The sequence below is a fragment of the Streptomyces niveiscabiei genome, from assembly GCF_033794345.1.
Lineage (GTDB): Bacteria > Actinomycetota > Actinomycetes > Streptomycetales > Streptomycetaceae > Streptomyces > Streptomyces niveiscabiei.
Window position 1 is genome coordinate 1 of record NZ_JARAYJ010000002.1, and the last position, 23,020, is coordinate 23,020.

Genomic DNA, 23,020 nt, shown 5'->3' on the forward strand with positions numbered 1-23,020 from the left:
CGCCCGGTTACATTCCGAACCCGGAAGCTAAGCCTTACAGCGCCGATGGTACTGCAGGGGGGACCCTGTGGGAGAGTAGGACGCCGCCGAACAATCTTTAGAGCTCTGGCTCTTGGGCACACAAGCCCAAGAGCCAGAGCTTTTTTGCGTTGAGGTAGGGTCAAGGGGCATCGTTGGCTCATTTTCTACTGGAGGCCCCCGGGTGGAGGTCCAGGAGACCCGTGTCCAGACTGACCGGGTCCTCACCATCCCGAACATCCTCAGCATGGCGCGTCTCGTGGGCGTGCCGATCTTTCTGTGGCTGATTCTCAGGCCCGAGTTCGGGGGGCCGAAGAGCGACGGCTGGGCGTTTCTGGTGCTCGCGTTGAGCGGTATCAGTGACTACCTGGACGGCAAGCTCGCCCGGAAGTGGAACCAGATCAGCAGTCTCGGCCGGCTGCTCGATCCGGCGGCCGACCGGCTGTACATTCTCTCGACGCTCGTCGGCCTCACCTGGCGCGAGATTCTCCCGCTCTGGTTGACGGCTGTACTTCTCGCGCGAGAACTGGTCCTCCTGGTGATGGTGGGCATCCTCAGGCGGCACGGCTATCCGCCGCCGCAGGTGAACTTCCTCGGGAAGGCCGCGACCTTCAACTTGATGTACGCCTTCCCGTTGTTGCTGCTCAGTGACGGAAGCGGCTGGCTCGCGTCACTCGGCGCGATTTTCGGCTGGGCGTTCGCGGGGTGGGGTACAACGCTGTATTGGTGGGCAGGAGTTCTCTACGTGGTACAGGTCCGCCGTCTGATCCGCGCGGACGCCATGGCCGACTGAGCTCGCCGATGAGCGCCAGCAGTGCCTCGATGGCCCGCGGCGGAGAACTGCGGGACAATCTGGACGGGTGAAGTCGGTGGACCGTCGTTTCTTCAAGGAGGACGCTTCCGACATGAAGGCCGTCGTGATGGCCGGAGGCGAGGGCACACGCCTTCGCCCCATGACCTCAAGCATGCCCAAACCGCTCCTGCCGGTGGCCAACAGGCCGATCATGGAGCACGTTCTGCGGCTGCTCAAAAGGCATGGTCTCAACGAGACCGTCGTTACTGTCCAGTTCCTGGCATCGCTGGTCAAGAACTACTTCGGTGACGGCGAGGAGCTCGGAATGGAGCTCAGCTATGCCAACGAGGAGAAGCCACTCGGTACCGCCGGAAGCGTCAAGAACGCCGAAGAGGCGTTGAAGGACGATGCTTTCCTCGTCATCTCCGGCGATGCGCTGACCGACTTCGACCTCACCGACCTCATCGCTTTCCACAAGGAGAAGGGGGCGCTGGTCACGGTCTGTCTGACCAGGGTCCCCAACCCGCTGGAATTCGGTATCACGATCGTCGACGAGGAGGGCAAGGTCGAGCGGTTCCTCGAGAAGCCGACCTGGGGCCAGGTCTTCTCCGACACGGTGAACACCGGGATCTACGTCATGGAGCCCGAGGTCTTCGACTATGTCGAGGCCGATGTGCCGGTGGACTGGTCAGGTGACGTCTTTCCGCAGCTGATGAAGGAAGGCAAGCCGGTCTACGGCTATATCGCCGAGGGCTACTGGGAGGACGTAGGGACGCACGAGAGCTATGTGAAGGCCCAGGCCGACGTCCTCGAAGGCAAGGTCGACGTCGAGATCGACGGGTTCGAGATCTCGCCGGGCGTCTGGGTCGCCGAGGGCGCCGACGTGCATTCCGACGCCGTGCTGCGGGGGCCGCTGTACATCGGGGACTACGCGAAGGTCGAGGCCGGGGCGGAGATCCGGGAGCATACGGTCGTCGGGTCGAACGTCGTCGTCAAGAGCGGGGCGTTTCTGCACAAGGCGGTCGTGCACGACAACGTGTACGTCGGGCAGCAGAGCAATCTGCGGGGCTGTGTCGTCGGGAAGAACACCGACATCATGCGGGCCGCGCGGATCGAGGACGGCGCGGTCATCGGGGACGAGTGCCTGATCGGCGAGGAGTCGATCGTCCAGGGGAACGTACGGGTCTATCCGTTCAAGACGATCGAGGCCGGCGCGTTCGTCAACACCTCGGTGATCTGGGAGTCGCGTGGTCAGGCGCATCTCTTCGGGGCCCGGGGGGTGTCGGGGATCCTGAATGTCGAGATCACCCCGGAGCTGGCCGTACGGCTGGCGGGGGCCTATGCGACGACTCTGAAGAAGGGGGCGACCGTCACCACGGCCCGTGATCACTCGCGCGGCGCGCGGGCGCTCAAGCGGGCGGTGATCTCCGCGTTGCAGGCGAGCGCCATCGACGTACGGGACCTGGAGAACGTACCGCTGCCTGTGGCGCGGCAGCAGACCGCGAGAGGGAGTGCGGGCGGGATCATGATCCGGACCTCGCCCGGGGTGCCGGATTCCGTGGACATCATGTTTTTTGATGGACAGGGTGCCGATCTGTCGCAGGCCAGTCAGCGGAAGCTGGACCGGGTGTTCGCGCGGCAGGAGTACCGGCGGGCGTTCCCCGGGGAGATCGGGGATCTGCACTTTCCGGCGAGTGTGTTCGACTCGTACACGGGGTCGTTGCTGCGGAACGTCGACACGTCCGGGATCGCGGAGTCCGGGCTGAAGGTCGTCGTGGACGCGTCGAACGGGAGCGCCGGGCTGGTGCTGCCGAGTCTGCTCGGGAAGCTCGGGGTGGATTCGCTGACCGTCAATCCGGGGCTCGACGAGGCGCGGCCGACGGAGACGGGGGAGATGCGGCGGGGCGGGCTGGTGCGGCTCGGGGAGATCGTGGCGTCGTCGCGGGCCGCGTTCGGGGTGCGGTTCGACCCGGTCGGTGAGCGGCTGTCGCTCGTCGACGAGAAGGGGCGGATCATCGAGGACGACCGGGCGCTGCTGGTGATGCTCGACCTGGTGGCCGCCGAGCGGCGCAGCGGGCGGGTGGCGCTGCCGGTGACGACGACGCGGATCGCCGAGCAGGTCGCGGCGTACCACGGCACGCAGGTCGAGTGGACGACGACGTCGCCGGACGACCTGACGCGGGTCGGGCGGGACGAGGCGACGATCTTCGGCGGGGACGGCAAGGGCGGGTTCATCGTCCCGGAGTTCAGCGGCGTGTTCGACGGGACCGCGGCCTTCGTACGGCTGATCGGGCTGGTCGCGCGGACGCAGTTGACGTTGAGTCAGATCGACGCGCGGATTCCGCGGGCGCACGTCCTGAAGCGCGATGTGGCGACCCCGTGGGCCGTCAAGGGGCTTGTGATGCGGCGGGTCGTCGAAGAGGCCGGAGAACGCTTCGTGGACACCACGGACGGCGTGCGGGTGGTCGAGACGGACGGGCGCTGGGTGATGGTGCTGCCCGATCCGGCCGAGGCGGTCACCCATCTGTGGGCCGAGGGCCCGGACGACGCCTCCGCGCAGGCCCTGCTGGACGAGTGGTCGTCGGTCGTGGACGGCGCCGGACGCTGAGCCGTACCCACGCGCGCGTGCCGGACAAGTGTCCCCAAGGGGGCCTGTCCGGCACGCCGGTGGGGCCGTTCGGAAGCAGTGCCCGCGACGTGCGACGATGTGCGGCATGCCGCAGCAGCCCCCCGTTCGGAGCACACCCGCGCGCGCGTCGCGTCCGGACGCCTCCATGTCGCTGCTCACCAACGTCATGGACCACAGCCTCGACGAGGGCTACGCCGAGGCCGCCGCGCGCAGACGCGCCGAGGGGACGGGCGGCCTGCCCAAGACGCTGAAGGCCAGACTCGGACTCGCCGGCGGGCTGGTGCTCGCGGCGCTCGTCGTGACCGTGGGCGCGGCGCAGGCGCGGGTGTCGGCCCCGGTGGTGGCCAAGGAGCGCCAGGAGCTGATCGACCGGATCGACCGGGAGACGGAGGCCGCGGACAAGCTGGAGAAGACCGTGGACACCCTCCGGGACGAGGTGAGCGCCCGTCAGCGCCAGGCCCTGGAGAACAGCGGCGGCAGCGGCCGGGCGGACCTGGTGGGCATCCTGTCGGGGGCCGTCGCCGTACACGGTCCTGGTGTCAAGCTCGTCGTGGACGACGCCAAGGAGGCGACCACGGGTGGGGGCGCCGACCCGCGCGAGACGTCCGGTTTCTCGGACACCGGGCGGGTGCGCGACCGGGATCTCCAGCGTGTCGTCAACGGGATGTGGGAGTCCGGCGCTGAGGCCGTCTCCGTCAACGGGCAGCGGCTGACGGCGCTGTCGGCGATCAGAGCCGCCGGGGAGGCGATACTGGTCGACAACAAGCCGCTGGTGCCGCCGTACACGGTGCTCGCCGTGGGGGACGGGGACAAGCTGAGCACCCGGTTCCAGAACAGCGCGGACGGCCTGTATCTGAACGCTCTCCAGGAGAACTACGGCATTCGGACGGCCATCTCCACGGAGAAGGACCTGCGGCTTCCCGCGGCGCCGAGTGTGATCGTCCGAACCGCACAGCCGAGAAGTGAGAAGGGCACATCGTGATCGCCGTACTGGGCCTCGTCGTGGGAGTCGTGGCCGGCCTGTTGGTCCGGCCCGAGGTTCCGGCGGCCGTCGAGCCGTATCTGCCGATCGCCGTGGTGGCGGCGCTGGACGCCGTCTTCGGCGGGCTGCGGGCCATGCTCGACGGCATCTTCGACGACAAGGTCTTCGTGGTGTCGTTCCTGTCGAACGTGGTCGTCGCCGCGCTGATCGTGTTCCTGGGCGACAAGCTGGGTGTGGGCGCCCAGTTGTCGACGGGTGTCGTGGTGGTCCTCGGCATCCGGATCTTCTCGAACGCCGCGGCGATCCGCCGGCACGTCTTCCGGGCGTGACGCCGATGAGCCAAGGAGACCAGGAACCCGGCCACCGGCTGCGCAGGGAACTGCCGCAGGAGATCGAGGCGGCGCCCGCGCGCGAGGCCGGGGAGTCGCCCGCCCGGCCGGAGGTGACCGGCCGTCAGCGCCTCGCGCAGGGGCTGTGGCCGCCCCGGGTGACGCGCGCTCAGCTGATCGTCGCCCTGCTGCTGTTCGGCCTCGGCTTCGGACTCGCCGTCCAGGTTGCCTCCAACAGCGACAGCGACAACGCGCTGCGCGGCGCGCGCCAGGAGGACCTCGTACGGATCCTCGATGAACTGGACGACCGCAGCCGGCGTCTTGAGGACGAGAAGACCGGGCTCGACAAGCAGCGTCAGGAGCTGGAGAACAGCTCCGACCAGGCCGAGGAGGCCCGGAAGCAGACGATCGAGAAGGAGAGGCAACTCGGCATCCTCGCGGGCACGGTGGCGGCCCAGGGGCCGGGTATCACGATGACCATCGACGACACGAAGGGGACGGTCGAGGCGGACATGCTGCTCGACACGATCCAGGAGCTGCGCGCGGCCGGCGCGGAGGCGATCCAGGTGAACGGTGTACGCGTCGTCGCCGGGACGTACTTCACGGACGGCGACAACGGAGTGAGCGTGGACGGGAACCAGATCCGTACTCCGTATCGTTTCCAGGTCATCGGCAAGCCCGAGGATCTGGAACCGGCGCTCAACATCCCGGGAGGTGTGGTGCAGACCCTGGAGAAGGAGCAGGCCACGGTCACCGTGAAGCGATCCGACAAGATCGTCGTGGACGCCTTGCGGGCGGCGAAGCAGCCTGACTACGCTCGGTCGTCGTCCCGGTGAACCGGGGGTGCATGGGGGCCGTCCGGCAGGGGCATGAGGTTGCGGGGGGTCGGCGCACCGATCGGGTGGTCGGTGGTGGAAACTGTCTGGTGGATACGGACGTTGTGAAGGTGTCCGGGTCGGCCGGTGTATTGAGTCAGGGTTCGTCCTGCCCCACGGGCGGGTCTGTTTCGGTCAAGGGGAATCGCCCGTGAAGTTGTTTGCGAAGTTGTTCGGCAAGAGCGCGCGAGGAGAGGGCGGCGAGAACGCCACCGCCCGCCATCGCGCACAGCCAGGCGACGAGGGTCAGCGTCCGCTGTTCCGCGACCAGGTGGCTGGGGGTGACATTCCGGGAGGTCAGGGCGCGGCGTCTGTTGACCCTGCGCAGTCCGGCGACATAGGTTTCGGGCAACCGTCAGCCTCAAGTGCGGGTGGAGGGTTTTCCCCTATGTCGGCCCTGGTGTGTTCGAGGTGCGGTAACCGCAACGCGGAGAACAGCCGCTTCTGTTCCAACTGCGGCGCTCCGCTGCGTCCGGGCGTGACGCCCGAGCGCGCCTCGGAGACGACCTCCACCATCTCCATCTCGGGCCTGGAGGCGTACGACTCCGAGGTCACCGGCCAGACCGCGCTCCCGGCGCTGTCGCCCGAGGCGCAGGCCGCCGTCGAGGCGCTGCCGCTGGGTTCGGCCCTGCTGGTGGTCCGCCGGGGTCCCAACTCGGGCAGCCGCTTCCTGCTGGACGGCGACCTGACGACGGCCGGCCGTCACCCGCAGAGCGACATCTTCCTGGACGACGTGACGGTCTCGCGCCGCCACGTGGAGTTCCGGCGCGGTCCGGACGGCTCGTTCAAGGTCGCTGACGTCGGCAGTCTCAACGGCACCTACGTCAACCGCGAGCGGATCGACGAGGTCGCGCTGAACAACGGCGACGAGGTGCAGATCGGCAAGTACCGCCTGGTCTTCTACGCGAGCCAGCGCGGCTACTGACCCGCCCCGGACTCGTCCGGGGTTCTCCCAGGGAAGGTCCATGCTGAGAACACCGAGGGGCGGTGCCGGAGACGGCACCGCCGCCACGGAGGCCGGGCCGATGAGCATCGGCGCCGTGCTGAACGTGCTGCGGGACGAATTCCCCGAAGTCACCGTCTCCAAGATCCGCTTCCTGGAGTCGGAAGGGCTCGTCGAGCCCGAGCGGACCCCCTCGGGGTACCGCAAGTTCAGTCCGCGGGACGTCGAGCGGCTCGCTCGCATCCTGCGGCTCCAGCGGGACCACTACCTGCCGCTCAAGGTCATCCGGGAGCACCTGGAGGCCCTGGAGCGCGGCGAGGCCGTCCCCCTGCCGACCGTGGGCAGGCAGCGGGACGGCGAACCCGACCCCGGTGACCCCGTCGGTCCCACTGTTGCCCGCATCGGCCGCGCCGAGCTGCTGGCCGCCGCCGGCATCGACGAACGCGAACTCGCCGAGTGGGAGTCCTACGGCCTCGTCGTCCCCCTGGAGGACGGCGTGTACGACGCCGAGGCGGCCACCGTCGCCGCGCTCGTCGTGGAACTCGGGCGCTTCGGGATCGAGCCGCGGCACCTTCGGGTGATGAAGGCGGCGGCGGATCGCGAGGCCGGGCTCGTCGACCAGGTCGTCGCCCCGCTGAAGCTCCACCGCAACCCGCAGACGCGGGCCCTCGCCCAGGCCCGTACCAAGGAGCTCGCCTCTCTCACGGTCCGGCTGCACTCCGCGCTGGTGCAGACCGCGCTCGGGGTGCGGCTGCCCTGACACGGGCGTTCGCCCTGGGCGGATCGGCCGTCCAGCAGGGGCCCGACTACCCAAACGTCCCGGGCACGGCCTAGGGTTGCTGTGTGAACGAGCTCGATGTCGTAGGTGTCCGGGTCGAAATGCCCTCCAACCAACCGATCGTGCTCCTGCGCGAAGTGGGAGGCGACCGCTACCTCCCCATCTGGATCGGACCGGGGGAGGCGACCGCGATCGCCTTCGCCCAGCAGGGCATGGCCCCCGCCCGGCCGCTCACCCACGACCTGTTCAAGGACGTGCTGGAGGCCGTCGGCCAGGAGCTGACCGAAGTGCGCATCACCGACCTCAGGGAAGGCGTCTTCTACGCCGAGCTGGTCTTCGCCAGCGGTGTCGAGGTCAGCGCTCGCCCGTCCGACGCCATAGCGCTCGCCCTGCGCACCGGCACGCCGATCTACGGCAGCGACACGGTGCTCGACGACGCGGGCATCGCCATCCCGGACGAGCAGGAGGACGAGGTGGAGAAGTTCCGCGAGTTCCTCGACCAGATCTCGCCCGAGGACTTCGGCACCAGCAACCAGTGACGCGCGCGCCGGACACCCGTCGGTGACGATGGCGTCTCGGTTCGGCAATTGCCAGCGGCCAGTGAGAGCGTCCTACGGCATCGTCTCAGCGCATTCGGCTAGCCTTTCCCCGCGGTGGGGCACGGGAAACCACTCCCAGGGTGATTATCACTCGGCGTGCCGAGTGTGGCGATCGTTGACGCACCCCAGGTGACTGCCTACCGTCGAGAAGGCAGGTCAAGGACGGAGGTCGGCGTGAGAAGCAGCGGCGACGGTACGGCTGGGGGTGCCCCCGGACGAGGGTTCGGGGGAAATGGCCCGTACCGGCTTCACGGCAGCGCGGCCGATCACGCTCCTCAGCGCCCGGCGGCCGTGCCGAGCAGCAGCAAGGGGGCGGCGGCGATGGCGTCCGAGGAGATCGGCTACCGAGGTCCGACGGCGTGTGCCGCCGCCGGCATCACCTACCGGCAACTGGACTACTGGGCGCGCACCGGGCTCGTCGAGCCCAGCGTGCGGCCCGCCCACGGGTCGGGCACCCAGCGCCTCTACAGCTTCCGGGACGTCGTCGTCCTGAAGATCGTGAAGCGCTTCCTCGACACCGGCGTGTCCCTCCAGAACATCCGCGGCGCGGTGCTGCATCTGAAGGAACAGGGCTTCCGCGACCTGGAGCGCATGACCCTCATGAGCGACGGCGCGACGGTGTACGAGTGCACCTCGCCGGACGAGGTCCACGCGCTGCTCCAGGGCGGCCAGGGCGTCTTCGGGATCGCCGTCGGCGTGGTCTGGCGGGACGTGGAGGGCGCGCTGTCGCAGCTGCACGGCGAGCGCGTCGACACCGGCGAGACCCTGGTCGGGCACAACCCGGCGGACGAGCTGGCGCGGCGGCGGCACAAGGCGGTCTGAGGGCGCTCTCGGGCGCGTGTTCGGGCCCGTTGTCAGTGGCGTGGTGCAGCATCGGAGATGTGAGAAACGCGCCGACCGTCCTGCACCTCGACATGGACGCCTTCTACGCCTCGGTGGAGCAGGCGGCCAAGCCGAGTCTGCGCGGGAAGGCGGTCGTCGTCGGCGGGCTCGGGCCGCGCGGGGTGGTGGCGACCGCGTCGTACGAGGCCCGGGTGTTCGGGGTGCACTCGGCGATGCCCATGGCGCAGGCGCGCAGGCTCGCGCCCAACGCGGCGTACCTCGTGCCGCGGTTCGGGGTCTACCGGGCGATCAGCGAGCAGGTGATGGGGCTGCTGCGGGCGCTGTCGCCGCTGGTGGAGCCGCTCAGCCTGGACGAGGCGTTCGTGGACCTGGAGGCCGAGGGGGCGGCCTGGGACAGCGCGTCGGCGCGGGAGGCGGGCAGCAGGCTGCGGGCGGACATACGGGCCGTCACGGGGCTCACGGGGTCGGTGGGGCTCGCCGCGTCCAAGATGGTCGCGAAGATCGCCTCCGAGCGGGCCAAGCCGGACGGCCTGGTGCTCATCGAGCCGGGCACGGAACGCGCGCTGCTCGGGCCGATGCCGGTGCGGACGCTGCCCGGGGTCGGCCCGGCCACCGGCGACCATCTGCGCCGGGCCGGGATCACCACGGTCGACGAGATCGCGGAGGCCGGCGAGGACGAACTCGTCCGGCTGCTCGGCAAGGCGCACGGCCAGGGGCTGTACGCGATGGCGCTCGCGCGCGACGACCGGGCGGTGGTCGCCGAGCGGGAGACCAAGTCGGTGTCCGTGGAGGACACGTACGACGTGGACATCCACGACCGGCTGCGGGTCGGGTTCGAGGTGCGGCGGCTCGCGGACCGGTGCGTGCGGCGGCTGCGGGAGGCCCGGCTGTCGGGGCGGACCATCGTCCTGAAGGTGCGGCGGTACGACTTCTCGACGCTGACCCGCTCCGAGACCCTGCGCGGGCCCACCGACGATCCGGCGGTCGTGCGTGAGGCCGCGGCGCGGCTGCTGGAGTCCGTGGACACCACCGGCGGGGTGCGGCTGCTCGGGGTCGGGGTGTCGGGGCTCGCCGACTTCACGCAGGAGGACCTGTTCGCGCAGGCCGCGGAGGAGGTGCGGGATGAGGAGGAGGTGCCGGAGACACCGGGGGAGGCGGTGGCCGAGGCGGTGCCTGTCGAGCATCGGTGGCGGCCGGGGCAGGATGTGCGGCACGCCGGGTACGGGCAGGGGTGGGTGCAGGGGAGCGGGGTGGGGCGGGTGACCGTGCGGTTCGAGACGCCGGGGGACGTGGTGCCGGGGCGGGTGCGGACGTTCCGGGTCGACGATCCCGAGTTGGAGCAGGCGGAGGCGTTGCCGCTGGTGGCGGGGGGTGCTTGTGCGCAGGGGGCTTAGGGGGCGCGCGGTTTTGGGCCCTAGGCGGGCGGGTCGTCGCCGGCGATCGTGCCGAAGTCGCGGTCCTCGGGTGGGGTGGGGGCGACCGTGTCCATGCCGTAGTGGTGGTAGAGCTGGAGTTCCTGGGCGGGGGAGAGGTGGCGGCCCACGCCGAAGTCGGGGGCGTCCTTGATCAGGGCCCGGTCGTAGGGGACGCGCAGGGTGCCCTCGACGAGTTCGCTGGTCTCCAGGGGGACGAAGGCGTCGCGGGTGAACAGGCCCGTCCTTATCGCGGCCCACTCCGGGACGCCGGTCGCGTCGTCGAGGTAGACCTCGTCGATCGTGCCGATCTTCGCGCCGTGCCGGTCGTACGCCTTGCGGCCGATCAGGTTGCGCGGATCGATGTCGGTCTGCACGGGCCCTCCACTGGTCGCGGGGCGGCCGAAGCCTTCGTAAGGACTACGAAAGAGCACTTCGGGCCCGGTGGCCACTCGAAGGCTGGGGCGTTGACCTCGCTGGTAAGGTGAAAGTGGCTGTCGACCCTGTGCGGGAGAGTCCTCCGGAACCCTCGGAGGCGCCGAAGGAGCAACTCCTCCCCGGAATCTCTCAGGCTCACGTACCGCATGGGCGAGGTCACTCTGGAAAGCAGGGCGGGTGTCGACGGCGTCCGCTCTCACCGACGGTGAAAGCCGGGCGCTCGCGGGCGGCCGGTGAAGCTCTCAGGTCGAGATGACAGAGGGGGAGGCCGTTCGGGCACCCCGCAGCCGTGGTGCCACCGAAGGTCGTCTCGGCCAGGAGGCCCCCTCATGACCCCTCCCCGTATCCCGCTCAGCGTCCTGGAACAGGGCATTCCCTTCGAACAGCGCCATATCGGGCCCGACCGCGAGGCCCAGGCCAAGATGCTCGCGCAGGTCGGGTACGGCTCGCTGGACGAGCTGACCGCCGCCGCCGTACCGGACGCGATCAAGAACGTCGCCGCGCTGGACCTGCCGGGTGCGCGGACCGAGGCCCAGGTGCTCGCCGAACTGCGGGAACTGGCCGGGCGCAACCAGGTGCTCGGGTCGATGATCGGGCTCGGGTACTACGGGACGTTCACGCCGCCCGTCATCCTGCGGAACGTGATGGAGAACCCCGCCTGGTACACCGCGTACACGCCGTACCAGCCGGAGATCTCTCAAGGGCGCCTCGAAGCGCTGCTGAACTTCCAGACGATGGTCGCGGACCTGACCGGGCTGCCGACGTCCGGGGCCTCGCTGCTGGACGAGGGGACGGCCGCCGCCGAGGCGATGGCGCTGTCGCTGCGGATGGGGAAGAACAAGAAGGGGCTCTTCCTCGTCGACGCGGACGCCTTCCCGCAGACCGTCGCCGTCCTGCGGACGCGGGCCGAACCGGCCGGCGTCGAGGTCGTCGTCGCCGACCTCGGTGACGGGATCCCGGCCGAGGTCGCAGGCCGGGAGATCAACGGGGTGCTGATCCAGTACCCCGGCGCCTCCGGCGTCGTACGGGACATCAAGCCGCTCGTCGAGCAGGCGCACGAGGTGGGGGCGCTCGTCACCGTCGCCGCCGATCTGCTGGCGCTGACCCTGCTGACCTCGCCCGGGGAACTCGGGGCGGACATCGCCGTCGGGACCACACAGCGGTTCGGGGTGCCGATGGGGTTCGGGGGGCCGCACGCCGGATACATGGCCGTGCACGAGAAGTTCGCGCGGAGCCTGCCCGGGCGGCTCGTCGGGGTGTCCGTCGACGCGGACGGCAACCGGGCGTACCGGCTGGCGCTCCAGACGCGCGAGCAGCACATCCGGCGGGAGAAGGCGACCAGCAACATCTGCACGGCGCAGGTGCTGCTCGCCGTCATGGCCGGGATGTACGCCGTCTACCACGGGCCCGACGGGCTGCGGCAGATCGCCTGGAAGACGCACCGGTACGCCACCGTCCTCGCCGAGGGGCTGCGGGCCGGGGGTGTCGAGGTCGTCCACGGGGCCTTCTTCGACACGGTGTCGGCGCGGGTGCCCGGCGGTGCGGCCCGGGTCGTCGAGGCCGCTCGGGACGGCGGGGTGAATCTGCGGCTCGTCGACGCGGACCACGTGTCCGTCGCCTGTGACGAGACCACGACGCGGGAGCAACTCGCCGTCGTGTGGGGGGCGTTCGGGGTTTCCGGGGATGTCGACTCGCTGGACTCTTCGGCCCGGGAAGGGCTGGGCGACGAGGTGCTGCGGCGGGACGAGGTGCTGACGCATCCCGTGTTCCATCAGCACCGGTCCGAGACCGCCATGCTGCGGTACCTGCGGCGGCTTGCCGATCGGGACTACGCGCTCGACCGGGGGATGATCCCGCTCGGGTCCTGCACGATGAAGCTCAACGCGACGACCGAGATGGAGCCGGTCACCTGGCCCGAGTTCGGGCAGCTGCACCCCTTCGCGCCGGTCGAGCAGGCCGAGGGGTACCTCACGCTCATCCGGGAGCTGGAGGAGCGGCTCGCCGAGGTCACCGGGTACGACAAGGTGTCCCTCCAGCCCAACGCCGGGTCGCAGGGGGAGTTGGCGGGGCTGCTCGCCGTACGCGCCTATCACCGGGCCAACGGGGATCTTCAGCGGACCGTGTGTCTCATTCCGTCGTCCGCCCATGGGACCAATGCGGCTAGTGCCGTGATGGCCGGGATGAAGGTCGTCGTCGTCAAGACCTCCGAGGACGGGGAGGTCGACGTCGAGGATCTGCGGGGGAAGATCGGGCAGTACCGGGATGAGCTCGCGGTGCTGATGATCACGTACCCGTCCACGCACGGGGTGTTCGAGGAGCATGTCGGGGAGATCTGCGGGCTTGTCCATGAGGCCGGTGGGCAGGTCTATGTCGACGGGGCCAATCTGAATGCGCTGGTCGGGCTTGCCAAGCCCGGGCATTTCGGTGGGGACGTCTCCCATCTGAATCTGCACAAGACGTTCTGTATTCCTCATGGTGGGGGTGGGCCTGGGGTGGGGCCTGTGGCTGTGCGGGCTCATCTCGCGCCTTATCTGCCGAATCATCCTTTGCAGAGTGAGGCCGGGCCCGCTACCGGGGTCGGGCCTGTTTCCGCTGCGCCCTGGGGGTCTGCCGGGATTCTTCCCATTTCCTGGGCCTATGTGCGGCTCATGGGTGGGGAAGGGCTGAAGCGGGCCACCCAAGTCGCCGTGTTGTCCGCGAATTACATCGCCAAGCGGCTTGAGCCTCACTATCCCGTGCTCTACACCGGGCCCGGGGGGCTGGTCGCGCACGAGTGCATCATCGATCTGCGGCCCCTGACCAAGGCGACCGGGGTGAGCGTCGACGATGTCGCCAAGCGGCTCATCGACTACGGGTTCCATGCGCCGACCATGTCGTTCCCCGTTGCGGGGACGCTGATGATCGAGCCCACGGAGTCGGAGGATCTGGCCGAGCTGGATCGGTTCTGTGCGGCGATGATCGCTATTCGGGGGGAGATCGAGAAGGTGGGGGCCGGGGAGTGGGCGGCGGATGACAATCCGCTGCGGAATGCTCCGCATACCGCTGCCGCGTTGAGCGGGGAGTGGGCTCACTCCTATACGCGGGAAGAGGCCGTGTTCCCCGGTGGGGGGTCCGTTTCCGAGAAGTACTGGCCTCCTGTTCGGCGGATCGATCAGGCTTATGGGGATCGGAACCTCGTGTGTTCCTGCCCTCCGCTCGAGTCTTATCAGTAGGGGTTCCGCTACGCCGGGTACGCGTGTGTCTGGGCCGCCTTCAAGGAGGCCCAGATGTCCGTGCCCGGGTGGAGGCCCAGGTCTGCCGCCGCCGCTGTGGTGAGGTCCGCCGTCAAGGGGAGGTCGCCTTTCAGGTCGGCGCGGATCTGGTCGCCGTGGGATTCCAGGCCCGCGACCTGGCAGTGCCAGAGGTTGCGGGCGCTGGTGTTTTCGGGGCGGGTTCGGTGGAGGGTCACCGCGGACGGGGGGAACGCGACGAATGCGGGGCCCTTCAGGTGTTCCGACGTGGTGATTTGTTGGCCTGTGGGGAGGGTTACCGTCGTGCCTTCCGCCTTGCCCTTGTAGAGGTTCAGGCCCACCAGCTGCGCTATGTAGTCCGTGCGGGGGTGGCGGGCTATGTCTGCGGGGGTGCCCTCCTGGACTATCGATCCCTGTTCTATGACCACCAGGCGGTCTGCCAGGACCATCGCGTCCAGGGGGTCGTGGGTGACGATGACCGCTACCGCTTCGAAGTCTGCTAGGTGGTGGCGGAGTTGGGCTCTCACGTCCAGGCGGGTTCTTGCGTCCAGGGCTGCCAGGGGTTCGTCCAGGAGCAGTAGGCGGGGGTTTGTCGCCAGGGCTCTTGCGAGTGCTACGCGTTGGGCCTGGCCGCCTGAGAGGTTTCGGGGTTTTGTGGTGGCGTGGTTTTCCAGGCCCATACGGGTCAGCCACTCTTTTGCTCGGGTCCGGGATTCGGATTTTGTGGCGCCCTGGCATCTGGGGCCGAAGGCTATGTTGTCCAGGGCTGTGAGGTGGGGGAAGAGGAGGTAGTCCTGGAAGACGACTCCTACCGGGCGGGATTCGGGGGGTGTGTTCTCCAGGGGGTGGCCGTCCAGGTGGAGGTGGCCTGAGGTCAGGGGGAGCAGGCCCGCCAGTGCTCTGAGGGCGGTGGTTTTACCGGCGCCGTTGGGGCCCAGGAGGGCTAGGACTTCGCCGGGGGTGGCTTTGAGCGTGATGTTCAGGTGGAAGGTCGGGGGGTGGGTTACTACGAGGTGGGTGTGCAGGCCGGGGTGGGTGGTCATGGGGGTCCTGGGGTTGGTTTTCCCGCCCGCCCACCCGTGCGGGTTTGGTTGTCGGGTGCGGGTGGTTCTTGTGGGGGGAGCTGTTGAGTGGCGGCTGCGGGGAGGGTGGGTTCGGGTGGGGTGGGGGTGGGTTTTTGTTGAGGGTCGGGTGCGGGTTTGTTGTGGCTGGTCGCGCAGTTCCCCGCGCCCCTGGGGTGGGAGTGGGGGCTGTGGGTTGGGATGTGAGGTGGGTGGGGCTGGCGTGCTCGTGAGGTGGTAGCCGTTTGTTGGTGGGGTTCCGCGCCTTTTGAGGGGGTGGGACTTTGTGGCGGGAGCCGCATGTTCAGGGTTTTTTGCGTTCAGGTTGTTGTCAGCCAGTTTTCTCTCAGGGCCGCCAGGACCGCTATGGAGACGGTCAGGAGGACCAGGCTCAGGGCCATTGCTGATTCCGGGTTGCTTTGCAGGGCCAAGTAGACCGCCAGGGGCATTGTCTGGGTTTTTCCTGGGAAATTGCCTGCGAAGGTGATCGTGGCGCCGAATTCGCCCAGTGCTCTTGCCCAGGCCAGGACCGCTCCTGCGGCTATGCCGGGGGCGATGAGGGGGAGGGTTATTCTGCGGAATGCTGTGAAGCGGGTTGCTCCCAGGGTGGCCGCTGCTTCTTCGTAGCGGGGGTCCGCTGCTCTTAGGGTGCCTTCTACGCTGATCACAAGGAACGGCATGGCTACGAATGCCTCGGCTATCACCACGCCTGTTGTCGTGAAGGGGAGGGTGATGCCGAACCAGCGGTCCAGCCATTGGCCCGCTATGCCGTTTCGGCCCAGGGCCATGAGGAGGGCCACGCCTCCTACCACCGGGGGGAGGACCAGGGGGAGGGTTACCAGGGCTCGCAGGAGCGCTCTGCCTCTGAAGTCCGTTCTTGCCAGGAGCCAGGCCAGGGGGACGCCTATGACCAGGCTTACCGCTGTGGCCGCCGTGGCGCAGAAGAGGGAGAGGCGGAGGGCCTCCCAGACCTCGGGGGTGGTGAGGAGGGAAGGGAGGCTGTTCCAGGGGGCGCGGATCAGGAGGGCCAGGAGGGGGAGCAGGAGGAAGGCGACTCCGAGGAGGGCCGGGAGCAGGAGGGGGAGGGGGACGGGCCTGCGGAGTCTTGCGGGGCGGGGCTTCGGCGCCGGCACTGTGCGTTCTCCCTCGGGGCGTTCGGGCGGGTCACGGCTGGAGGAAACCCGCCTCCGTCAGTATCTTCCGGCCCTCCGGGGACTGCACGAGGGCGATGAACTCCTTGGCCGCCGCCGCGTTGGGGGCGTCCTTGAGGAGGGTGATCGGGTAGTCGTTCACGGCCTGGGAGGACTCGGGGAAGTCGATGCCCTGGACCTTGGTGCCGGCGGCGTGGACGTCGGTCTTGTAGACGAGGGCCGCGTCCGCCTCCTTGAGCTCGACCTTCGTGAGCGCGGACTTGACGTCCTGCTCGTACGACACGGGCGTGACCTCGACCCCCGTCGCGGTGAGGATCTTGTCGGCCGCTGCGCCGCAGGGCACCGTCCTGTCGCACAGGACGACCTTGAGGCCGGGCCTGGTGAGGTCCTTGAGGCCGGTGACCTTGTCGGGGTTGCCCGGCAGGGTGGCGATCTCCAGCTGGTTGCGGACGAAGGTGACCGGCGTCGTGGCGTTGTCCTTCTTGCCGGTGACGATGGCCATGGTCTTGGCGCTGGCCGCGGCGAACACGTCGGCGGGGGCGCCGCCGGTGATGCTCGCGGCGAGGCTGTCGCTGCCGGCGAAGCTGAAGGTGACCTTCGTACCGGGGTGGGCCTTCTCGAACTGTTCGCCGAGCGCGGTGAACGTCTCCTTGAGGGAGGCGGCGGCGAAGACGGTGACCGTGCCGGAGACCTTGCCGGAGGCGGACGGGGGCGTGCCGGGGGCCGGCGTGGAGTCCGAGGAGCACGCGCTCAGCGTCAGCAGCGCGGCGACCCCCGCGCCGGTCACCTGGAGCAGCCGGCGGGGGCGGGGCGCGGGACGGGTCATCACGGGTACTCCTCGGAGACGGATCGGCTGACGGCCGGGATGATGATACTGCCGCATCTGCGAGGTGTAAGTCTCTCTTCGTGCCGCATGAGCTGGGCGGGTGCGTGATTCGGATGGTATCTGCGGTGGGTTACGTCCGGTCGATGTGGACGTTCGTCGACTTCACCCGGGCCGTCGCCTCCATGCCCACTTCGAGGCCCAGTTCCTCCACCGCTTCCCGGGTGAGCAGCGAGACCAGTCGGTGCGGGCCCGCCTGGATCTCGACCTGGGCGGCGACGTCGCCGAGCTTCACGGCCGTGACGATGCCGGGGAAGGCGTTGCGGACGGACGTGTGCGAGGGGGTCTCGTCGCCGTCGGAGCGGGCCAGCTCGACGGAGAACGCGGCCAGGTCGGTGCCGTCGACGAGGCGCCGGCCCGCGTCGTTGCGGTGGGTGGTGAAGCGGCCCGCGTCCGCCCAGCGGCGTGCGGTGTCGGGGCTGACGCCCAGGAGGCGGGCGGCCTGGCCGATGGTGTAGGAGTGCATGCGGTCACGATAGGTCGCCGTACGACGCTCCTGAGCTGGTACGGCGACCCCGGCCCAGGCTGAGCCGCGTACGGATCTCAGCCCGTGTGGACCCTCGGCCTGCGGGCGCGGTCCGGTTCTGCCTCGCGGAGGACCTCGCGGGTCACCGGGGCCACCTCGCCCTGGCCGAAGAGGAAGAAGCGCAGGAAGTTGGTGAAGGGGCCGCCCTCGGTCCACTCGAAGTAGATGTGCGGGGTGCAGCCGGTGGAGTCGCGGATGTGCAGGAGGAGGGCCGCGAGGGCGTTGGGGATGGAGGAGTGCTCCAGGGTCAGGACGCGGTAGCGGCCGTGCAGGACCTCGCCCCGTACGGTGAGGCTCGCCTCGAACTCGGAGGGGTCGGTGACGGTGACCTCGACGAAGACGTAGTCCTCCTGGCCGGGGATGTCGTTGTCCTCGCGGATCTGCTCGATCTTCTCGCGGTACTCGGCGACGTCGCGCCGGTCGGGCTCGTTGGCGATCAGGCGGATCTTGCGGCTCGCCATGTCCCGTACGAAACGTTCCGCCATCGGGTCGAGGGTGACGCTCGTGACGCGCAGCTCGAAGGCGCGGGCGAGGCGGGAGAGCAGGGAGACGAGGATGATGCCGGCGATGAAGCAGGCGCCGATCTTGACGCCGTCGGGGCGTTCGATGACGTTGGCGACCGTCGTGTAGAGGAAGACGGCGGCGATGACGCCGAAGCCGATGGTCCAGTTGCGCTGGCCCGCCTTGTGCGCGGCGATGGTCACGGCGATCGCCGCCGAGCTGATGAGGACGAGCACGCCGGTGGCGTACGCGCCGCCCTGCGCGTCGACGTCGGCGTCGAAGATCCAGGTCACCAGGAAGGCGATCAGCGTGAACACGATGACCATGGGGCGCACGGCGCGGGCCCAGTGCGGGGCCATGCCGTACCGGGGCAGGTAGCGCGGCATCAGGTTGAGCAGGCCCGCCATCGCGGAGGCGCCGGCGAACCAGAGGATGGCGATCGTCGACACGTCGTACACCGTGCCGAAGGCGCTGCCGAGGTAGTCGTGGGCGAGGTAGGCGAGCGCGCGGCCGTTGGCCTCGCCGCCGGTCTTGAACTCCTTCTCGGGGATGAGGAGGGTGGTGATGAAGCTGGTGGCGATGAGGAAGCCGCTCATGATGAGGGCGGCGGTGGTGAGGAGCTTCTTGGTGTCGCGGATGCGGCCCGCGGGGCGTTCCTCGGTGTCGTCCGGGTCGCCCTTGACGTTCGGCATGACGGCGACGCCGGTCTCGAAGCCGGAGAGGCCGAGGGCGAGCTTGGGGAAGACGATCAGGGCGACGCCGATCATCGCAAAAACGTTTCCGTGCTCGGTGGTGAGCGCGTTGGACCAGTCGGTGACCACATGGCCGGCGGTGATGACGTGCCACAGTCCGACGGCCACGACCACGACGTTCAGCGTGAGGTAGGCGCCGACCAGGACGACCGCGACCCCGATCGCCTCCAGGAACCCCTTGAGGAAGACCGCGCCGAGCAGCGCGACCAGGACCAGGGTGATCAGCATCTGCTTGCCGTGCAGGGCGCTGGTGAGGTGCGGGTTCTCCACCAGGTGGGTCGAGGCGTCGGCGGCGGAGAGGGTGATCGTGATGAGGAAGTCGGTCGCGGCGAAGCCCAGCAGGGTGAGGACGAACAGCTTGCCCTGCCAGAAGGAGAGCAGGCGCTCCAGCATCGCGATCGAGCCCTCGCCGTGCGGGCTCTCCTCGGCGACCCTGCGGTAGACGGGGAGCGCGCCCGCGAGGGTGACGATCACGAGGACGATCGTCGCGACCGGGGAGAGGAGACCTGCGGCGAGGGCGGCGATACCGGGCTGGTAGCCGAGGGTGGAGAAGTAGTCGACGCCGGTGAGGCACATGACGCGGTACCAGGGCTGGCCGCGGTGGACCTCGGGCTTCCGCTCGCTCTCGCCCCGGTCCCCCTCGGCCGCCTTGCCCTTGCCCATGTCGGACAGGCCCTCCAGCATCCAGGCCCTGAGGCGGCTGGGTGCTGGTCGTTCGGTCGTGGCCATCGGCGGTGCTCCAGGTGTGCGGCTCGGGCGCGGCTGCGGCCATCACGCGGACGGCGGCTACAGCGTAAGCAGAGAGTGACACGCGGGCCTGGGGTTCGGGGGGTGGGGGGCGTCAAGCTTGCGTTAAGACTGGCCTGGTCGGGGTGGGTGTGAGGCCGTGGAGGTGGACTGGGCCGTACGGGGGAGTGGACACCCAGTGTCATGGTCGGCGGAGGCTGCGATTTCGTAATGTTCGCCGTTCGAGCCGAATGTTTCGAACCGTCTTGGGGTGGATTCCGTGTAACGGGCTGGGGAGCGTTCTCCAACTGGCCTTCGAATTGACCGTGTTCAAGGGGTTGCCTCCGCTCGGAGGCTGTCTCTAGGGTGCGGCAGCAGCGAAGCTTTCTGGATCTGCTACGAAACTTTCGATCAATCGAGGAGAGCACAATGGGCGACCCGGCACTCTCCCGCCGAGGCTTCCTGGGGGCCTCCGCCGCGGCCGGTCTGGGCGTGACGGCGCTGAGCGGCTGCGGCGGCGACTCGGACGGGGGATCGTCCGGGGGCACGACCACCGTCGAGTGGTGGAACATCTCCACGACCCAGCCCGCCAAGGACGTCTGGGCGGCTCTGGCCAAGAAGTTCGAGAGCCAGAACCCGGGCGTCAAGATCAAGATCGTCCAGCTGGAGAACGACGCCTACAAATCCAAGATGACGGCGCAGACCGCCTCCGGCAAGCTCCCCGACATCTTCCACACCTGGGGCGGCGGCGTCCTCAAGCAGCAGGTCGACGCCGGGCTCGTCGAGGACCTCACCGACCGCACCAAGCCCTGGTCCGACGGCCTGCTGCCGGTCGCGAAGGCGCCGTACCTCATCGACGACAAGGTGTACGGCATCCCGTTCGACATCGGCATGATCGGGTTCTGGTACAACAAGGCGCTCTTCAAGAAGGCCGGGATCGCCGCGCCGCCCACCACCTGGTCCGGATTCCTCGACGCCGTACGGAAGCTGAAGGCATCCGGGGTCACCCCGCTCGCGCTCGCCGGCAAGGAGAGCTGGACCGGGATGTACTACTGGGCGTACCTCGCGATGCGTACGGCCGGGCTCGACGCCCTCCAGAAGGCCGACTCCGACAAGGACTTCACCGGCGACGGGTTCGTACAGGCCGGGCAGCACCTCCAGGAGCTGATCGACCTCCAGCCGTTCCAGAAGGGGTTCCTCGGGGCCGCCTACTCCACCCCGACCGGGCAGGCCGCGGCCGTCGGCAACGCCAAGGCGGCGATGGAGCTGATGGGCCAGTGGGCGCCCACCGTCGAGGCCGACGCGGGCAAGGGCATCGGCGCCGGCCTCGGGTTCTTCCCCTTCCCCGCGGTCGACGGCGGCAAGGGCGCGATCACCGAGGTGTTCGGCGGGGGCGGCGGCCACGCGCTGCGCAAGGGCGCGCCCCAGGCGGCCGTGGACTTCCTGAAGTTCTTCGCCTCCGAGGCCACCGACATCGAACTCGTCTCCAAGACCGGGGCGTTGCCGGTCGTGCCCGCCGCCGAGTCCGCGCTCAAGGACCCCAACCTCTCCGCCGTACAAGCCCAGTTGAAGGCCGCCACCGGGTTCCAGCTCTACCTCGACCAGGCCTACGCGCCCGCCGTCGGGCAGCAGGTCAACGACAGCGTGGCCGGGCTCATCGCCGGGTCCAAGTCGCCGAAGCAGGTCACCGAGGCGATCACGAAGACCGCCAAGGAAGAGCAGTGACCTCGACGTTCGTCGAGGAGGAGCGGGGTACGGCGGTGAAGGAGCCGCCCGTCTCCCGGCGTGCGCGCTCCCGGCGGCGGATCGCGCACTGGTTCACCGCCTTCGCGTTCCAGGTGCCCGCGCTCGTGCTGTTCGGCGTGCTGGTGCTGCTGCCGATGCTGTTCGCCGTGTACGCGTCCTTCTTCCGCTGGGGCGGGTTCGGGTGGCCCTCCGAGGCCATCGGGTTCGACAACTACACGCGGCTGCTCCAGGACTCCGTGTTCATCGGGGACCTGGGGCGCGGCGCCGTGATCATCGGGCTCTCCATCGTCGTCCAGCTGCCGTTCGCGCTCGCCCTCGCCGTCGCGCTCAACCAGAAACTGCGCGGGCGGGCCGTCTACCGGATGCTGTTCTTCGCGCCGTACATCCTCTCCGAGGCGATCACCGGCATCCTCTTCAGCATGCTGTTCGCGCCCGACGACGGGTTCGCGGACCAACTCCTCGGCCGGATCGGGCTGGACGGGCTCGGCGGGGAGTGGTTCTCCGATCCCTCGACCGTGCTCGCGACGCTCTTCCTCGTCATGACCTGGAAGTACTTCGGCTTCCACATGATGCTCTACCTCGCCGGACTCCAGTCCATCCCGGCCGAGTTGAAGGAGGCCGCGCTCATCGACGGCGCCGGGCCCTGGCAGCGGTTCCGCTCCATCACGCTGCCGCTGCTCGCGCCGACCCTCAGGATCAGCGTGTTCCTGTCGGTGATCGGTGCGATCCAGCTCTTCGACCTGGTGTGGGTGACCACCGGCGGCGGGCCCGACCACCACTCCGAGACCATGGCCGTGTCGCTGTTCCAGTACGGCTTCAAGCGCTACCAGGTCGGCTACGCCAGCGCGATCAGCGTCGCGATGTTCGTCATCAGTCTCGTCTTCGCCCTCGTCTACCAGCGCTACGTCCTGCGCCGGGACCTGGAGGGGGCCACCACGACCATGCGAGGAGGCGGCGCGTGAAGAGGCGCTGGCGCAGTCTGCCGTTGCACGTCGTCCTGGTCATGGTCGGCGCGATGATGGCCGTACCGCTGCTGTACGCGGTGCTGTCCGGGTTCAAGACCACCGACGAACTCTCCCGCAACCCCGTGGGGCTGCCCGAGAAGTGGATCACCTCCAACTACACCGACATCCTCGGGTCCAGCTCCTTCTGGCGGATGGTCGGGTCCAGCACCTTCATCGCCGTCGCGACGACCGTGGCGGTGGTCGGGGTCTCCGCGCTCGCCGCGTTCTCCTTCGCGCGGTTCTCCTTCCGGGGGCGGGAGGCGCTGTTCACGCTGTTCACCATGGGGCTGATGTTCCCCTTCGCGGTCGTCGCGCTGCCGCTGTTCCTGCTGCTGCGCTCCCTCGACCTGCTGGACAACCCGCTCGGGGTGATCCTGCCGCAGGCCGCGTTCGGGATACCGGTGACCATCGTCATCCTGCGCGGGTTCTTCCGGGAGATCCCGGCGGAGCTGGAGGAGGCGGCGACCCTCGACGGCTGCGGGCCGCTCGGGTTCTTCTGGCGGGTGCTGCTGCCGATGGCCCGCCCGGCCCTCGGGACCGTCTCCGTCCTCGCCGTGGTGGGCAGCTGGAACAACTTCCTGCTGCCGCTGCTCGTCTTCACCGACCCCAGCTGGTGGACGATCCCCATCGGGGTCCAGCAGTTCCAGGGGCAGTACTCCTCGGAGTACGCCCGGGTCTTCGCCTACCTCGTCCTCGCCATGGTGCCCGCCCTGGCGTTCTACTCCGTCGCCGAGCGCCAGCTCGTCGGCGGGCTCACCGCCGGGGCCTCCAAAGGCTGACCGGCCAGCTCATGTACGGCTC

Annotated in this window: 20 protein-coding genes, 1 rRNA gene and 2 riboswitches; of the genes, 15 read left to right on the forward strand and 6 right to left on the reverse strand. The window is 69.0% G+C overall.

The window, feature by feature from the left end:
• From rrf to PV682_RS02240, 11 genes are all read left to right on the forward strand, one after another.
• Positions 1 to 92: ribosomal RNA gene (rrf, locus tag PV682_RS02190) — 5S ribosomal RNA — on the forward strand; the annotation flags it as partial.
• 110 nt (positions 93 to 202) lie between these two features.
• On the forward strand, positions 203 to 811 hold the full coding sequence (locus tag PV682_RS02195; RefSeq protein ID WP_010350767.1) for a CDP-alcohol phosphatidyltransferase family protein: 609 nt from the start codon (positions 203 to 205) through the stop codon (positions 809 to 811).
• Positions 812 to 923: 112 nt separating this feature from the next.
• Complete coding sequence (locus PV682_RS02200; protein WP_319723368.1) at positions 924 to 3,419, forward strand: mannose-1-phosphate guanyltransferase; 2,496 nt, start codon at positions 924 to 926, stop codon at positions 3,417 to 3,419.
• 166 nt (positions 3,420 to 3,585) lie between these two features.
• Positions 3,586 to 4,422, forward strand: a complete 837-nt coding sequence (locus tag PV682_RS02205) for a DUF881 domain-containing protein (protein ID WP_319724172.1) — start codon at positions 3,586 to 3,588, stop codon at positions 4,420 to 4,422.
• Complete coding sequence (locus tag PV682_RS02210) at positions 4,419 to 4,751, forward strand: small basic family protein (protein WP_003977440.1); 333 nt, start codon at positions 4,419 to 4,421, stop codon at positions 4,749 to 4,751. The genes PV682_RS02205 and PV682_RS02210 overlap by 4 nt, the downstream gene beginning before the upstream one ends.
• 5 nt (positions 4,752 to 4,756) lie before the next feature.
• On the forward strand, positions 4,757 to 5,587 hold the full coding sequence (locus tag PV682_RS02215) for a DUF881 domain-containing protein (protein WP_319723371.1): 831 nt from the start codon (positions 4,757 to 4,759) through the stop codon (positions 5,585 to 5,587).
• An 82-nt stretch (positions 5,588 to 5,669) separates the two neighbouring features.
• Entirely contained in the window at positions 5,670 to 6,551 is an 882-nt protein-coding gene (locus tag PV682_RS02220) for an FHA domain-containing protein (RefSeq protein ID WP_079056988.1), read from the forward strand.
• A gap of 40 nt (positions 6,552 to 6,591) precedes the next feature.
• Positions 6,592 to 7,329 carry a transcriptional regulator FtsR gene (ftsR, locus tag PV682_RS02225; RefSeq protein WP_319723372.1) on the forward strand — a complete coding sequence of 246 codons (738 nt, stop codon included), beginning with the start codon at positions 6,592 to 6,594 and terminating at the stop codon, positions 7,327 to 7,329.
• Positions 7,330 to 7,412: 83 nt separating this feature from the next.
• The gene (locus PV682_RS02230; RefSeq protein WP_004934251.1) at positions 7,413 to 7,886 is read left to right on the forward strand and encodes a bifunctional nuclease family protein; all 474 of its coding nucleotides are present in this window, start codon (positions 7,413 to 7,415) and stop codon (positions 7,884 to 7,886) included.
• 234 nt (positions 7,887 to 8,120) lie between these two features.
• Positions 8,121 to 8,768, forward strand: a complete 648-nt coding sequence (locus PV682_RS02235; protein WP_319723373.1) for a MerR family transcriptional regulator — start codon at positions 8,121 to 8,123, stop codon at positions 8,766 to 8,768.
• A gap of 59 nt (positions 8,769 to 8,827) precedes the next feature.
• On the forward strand, positions 8,828 to 10,183 hold the full coding sequence (locus PV682_RS02240; RefSeq protein ID WP_319723374.1) for a DNA polymerase IV: 1,356 nt from the start codon (positions 8,828 to 8,830) through the stop codon (positions 10,181 to 10,183).
• Between the two features lie 20 nt (positions 10,184 to 10,203).
• On the opposite strand, the gene PV682_RS02245 is transcribed toward PV682_RS02240, so the two are convergent.
• Entirely contained in the window at positions 10,204 to 10,578 is a 375-nt protein-coding gene (locus PV682_RS02245; RefSeq protein ID WP_319723375.1) for a PRC-barrel domain-containing protein, read from the reverse strand.
• A 121-nt stretch (positions 10,579 to 10,699) separates the two neighbouring features.
• Positions 10,700 to 10,794, forward strand: a riboswitch (glycine riboswitch).
• Positions 10,795 to 10,908: riboswitch (glycine riboswitch) on the forward strand. It abuts the riboswitch before it with no gap.
• Between the two features lie 60 nt (positions 10,909 to 10,968).
• On the opposite strand from PV682_RS02245, the gene gcvP reads away from it, so the two are divergent.
• On the forward strand, positions 10,969 to 13,851 hold the full coding sequence (gene gcvP / locus PV682_RS02250) for an aminomethyl-transferring glycine dehydrogenase (RefSeq protein WP_319723376.1): 2,883 nt from the start codon (positions 10,969 to 10,971) through the stop codon (positions 13,849 to 13,851).
• A gap of 8 nt (positions 13,852 to 13,859) precedes the next feature.
• Here the strand turns inward: gcvP and PV682_RS02255 are convergent, their stop codons facing one another.
• The 5 genes from PV682_RS02255 to PV682_RS02275 all read right to left on the reverse strand — a co-directional run bounded on the left by PV682_RS02255 (position 13,860) and on the right by PV682_RS02275 (position 19,472).
• Positions 13,860 to 14,912: an ABC transporter ATP-binding protein gene (locus PV682_RS02255; protein ID WP_319723378.1), complete on the reverse strand. Its 1,053-nt coding sequence runs from the start codon at positions 14,910 to 14,912 to the stop codon at positions 13,860 to 13,862.
• A gap of 338 nt (positions 14,913 to 15,250) precedes the next feature.
• Positions 15,251 to 16,063 carry a molybdate ABC transporter permease subunit gene (modB, locus tag PV682_RS02260; RefSeq protein WP_319723380.1) on the reverse strand — a complete coding sequence of 271 codons (813 nt, stop codon included), beginning with the start codon at positions 16,061 to 16,063 and terminating at the stop codon, positions 15,251 to 15,253.
• A gap of 31 nt (positions 16,064 to 16,094) precedes the next feature.
• Positions 16,095 to 16,907 (reverse strand): molybdate ABC transporter substrate-binding protein, encoded by an 813-nt coding sequence (gene modA, locus PV682_RS02265; protein ID WP_319723382.1) that lies wholly within the window; start codon positions 16,905 to 16,907, stop codon positions 16,095 to 16,097.
• 130 nt (positions 16,908 to 17,037) lie between these two features.
• Complete coding sequence (locus PV682_RS02270; protein ID WP_319723385.1) at positions 17,038 to 17,430, reverse strand: TOBE domain-containing protein; 393 nt, start codon at positions 17,428 to 17,430, stop codon at positions 17,038 to 17,040.
• 77 nt (positions 17,431 to 17,507) lie between these two features.
• Positions 17,508 to 19,472: an APC family permease gene (locus PV682_RS02275; protein ID WP_319723386.1), complete on the reverse strand. Its 1,965-nt coding sequence runs from the start codon at positions 19,470 to 19,472 to the stop codon at positions 17,508 to 17,510.
• Positions 19,473 to 19,898: 426 nt separating this feature from the next.
• Between PV682_RS02275 and PV682_RS02280 the strand changes: the two genes are divergently transcribed.
• Genes PV682_RS02280 through PV682_RS02290 form a run of 3 tightly spaced genes read left to right on the forward strand, consistent with a single transcriptional unit; the run spans position 19,899 to position 22,998 of the window.
• Positions 19,899 to 21,194 carry an extracellular solute-binding protein gene (locus tag PV682_RS02280; RefSeq protein WP_319723388.1) on the forward strand — a complete coding sequence of 432 codons (1,296 nt, stop codon included), beginning with the start codon at positions 19,899 to 19,901 and terminating at the stop codon, positions 21,192 to 21,194.
• Positions 21,191 to 22,177 (forward strand): carbohydrate ABC transporter permease, encoded by a 987-nt coding sequence (locus PV682_RS02285; RefSeq protein ID WP_319723390.1) that lies wholly within the window; start codon positions 21,191 to 21,193, stop codon positions 22,175 to 22,177. Before PV682_RS02280 ends, PV682_RS02285 begins: the two co-directional genes overlap by 4 nt.
• A gap of 41 nt (positions 22,178 to 22,218) precedes the next feature.
• Positions 22,219 to 22,998, forward strand: coding sequence for a carbohydrate ABC transporter permease (locus PV682_RS02290; RefSeq protein WP_055719129.1), 780 nt, complete (start codon positions 22,219 to 22,221; stop codon positions 22,996 to 22,998).
• Positions 22,999 to 23,020 lie beyond the last annotated feature (22 nt).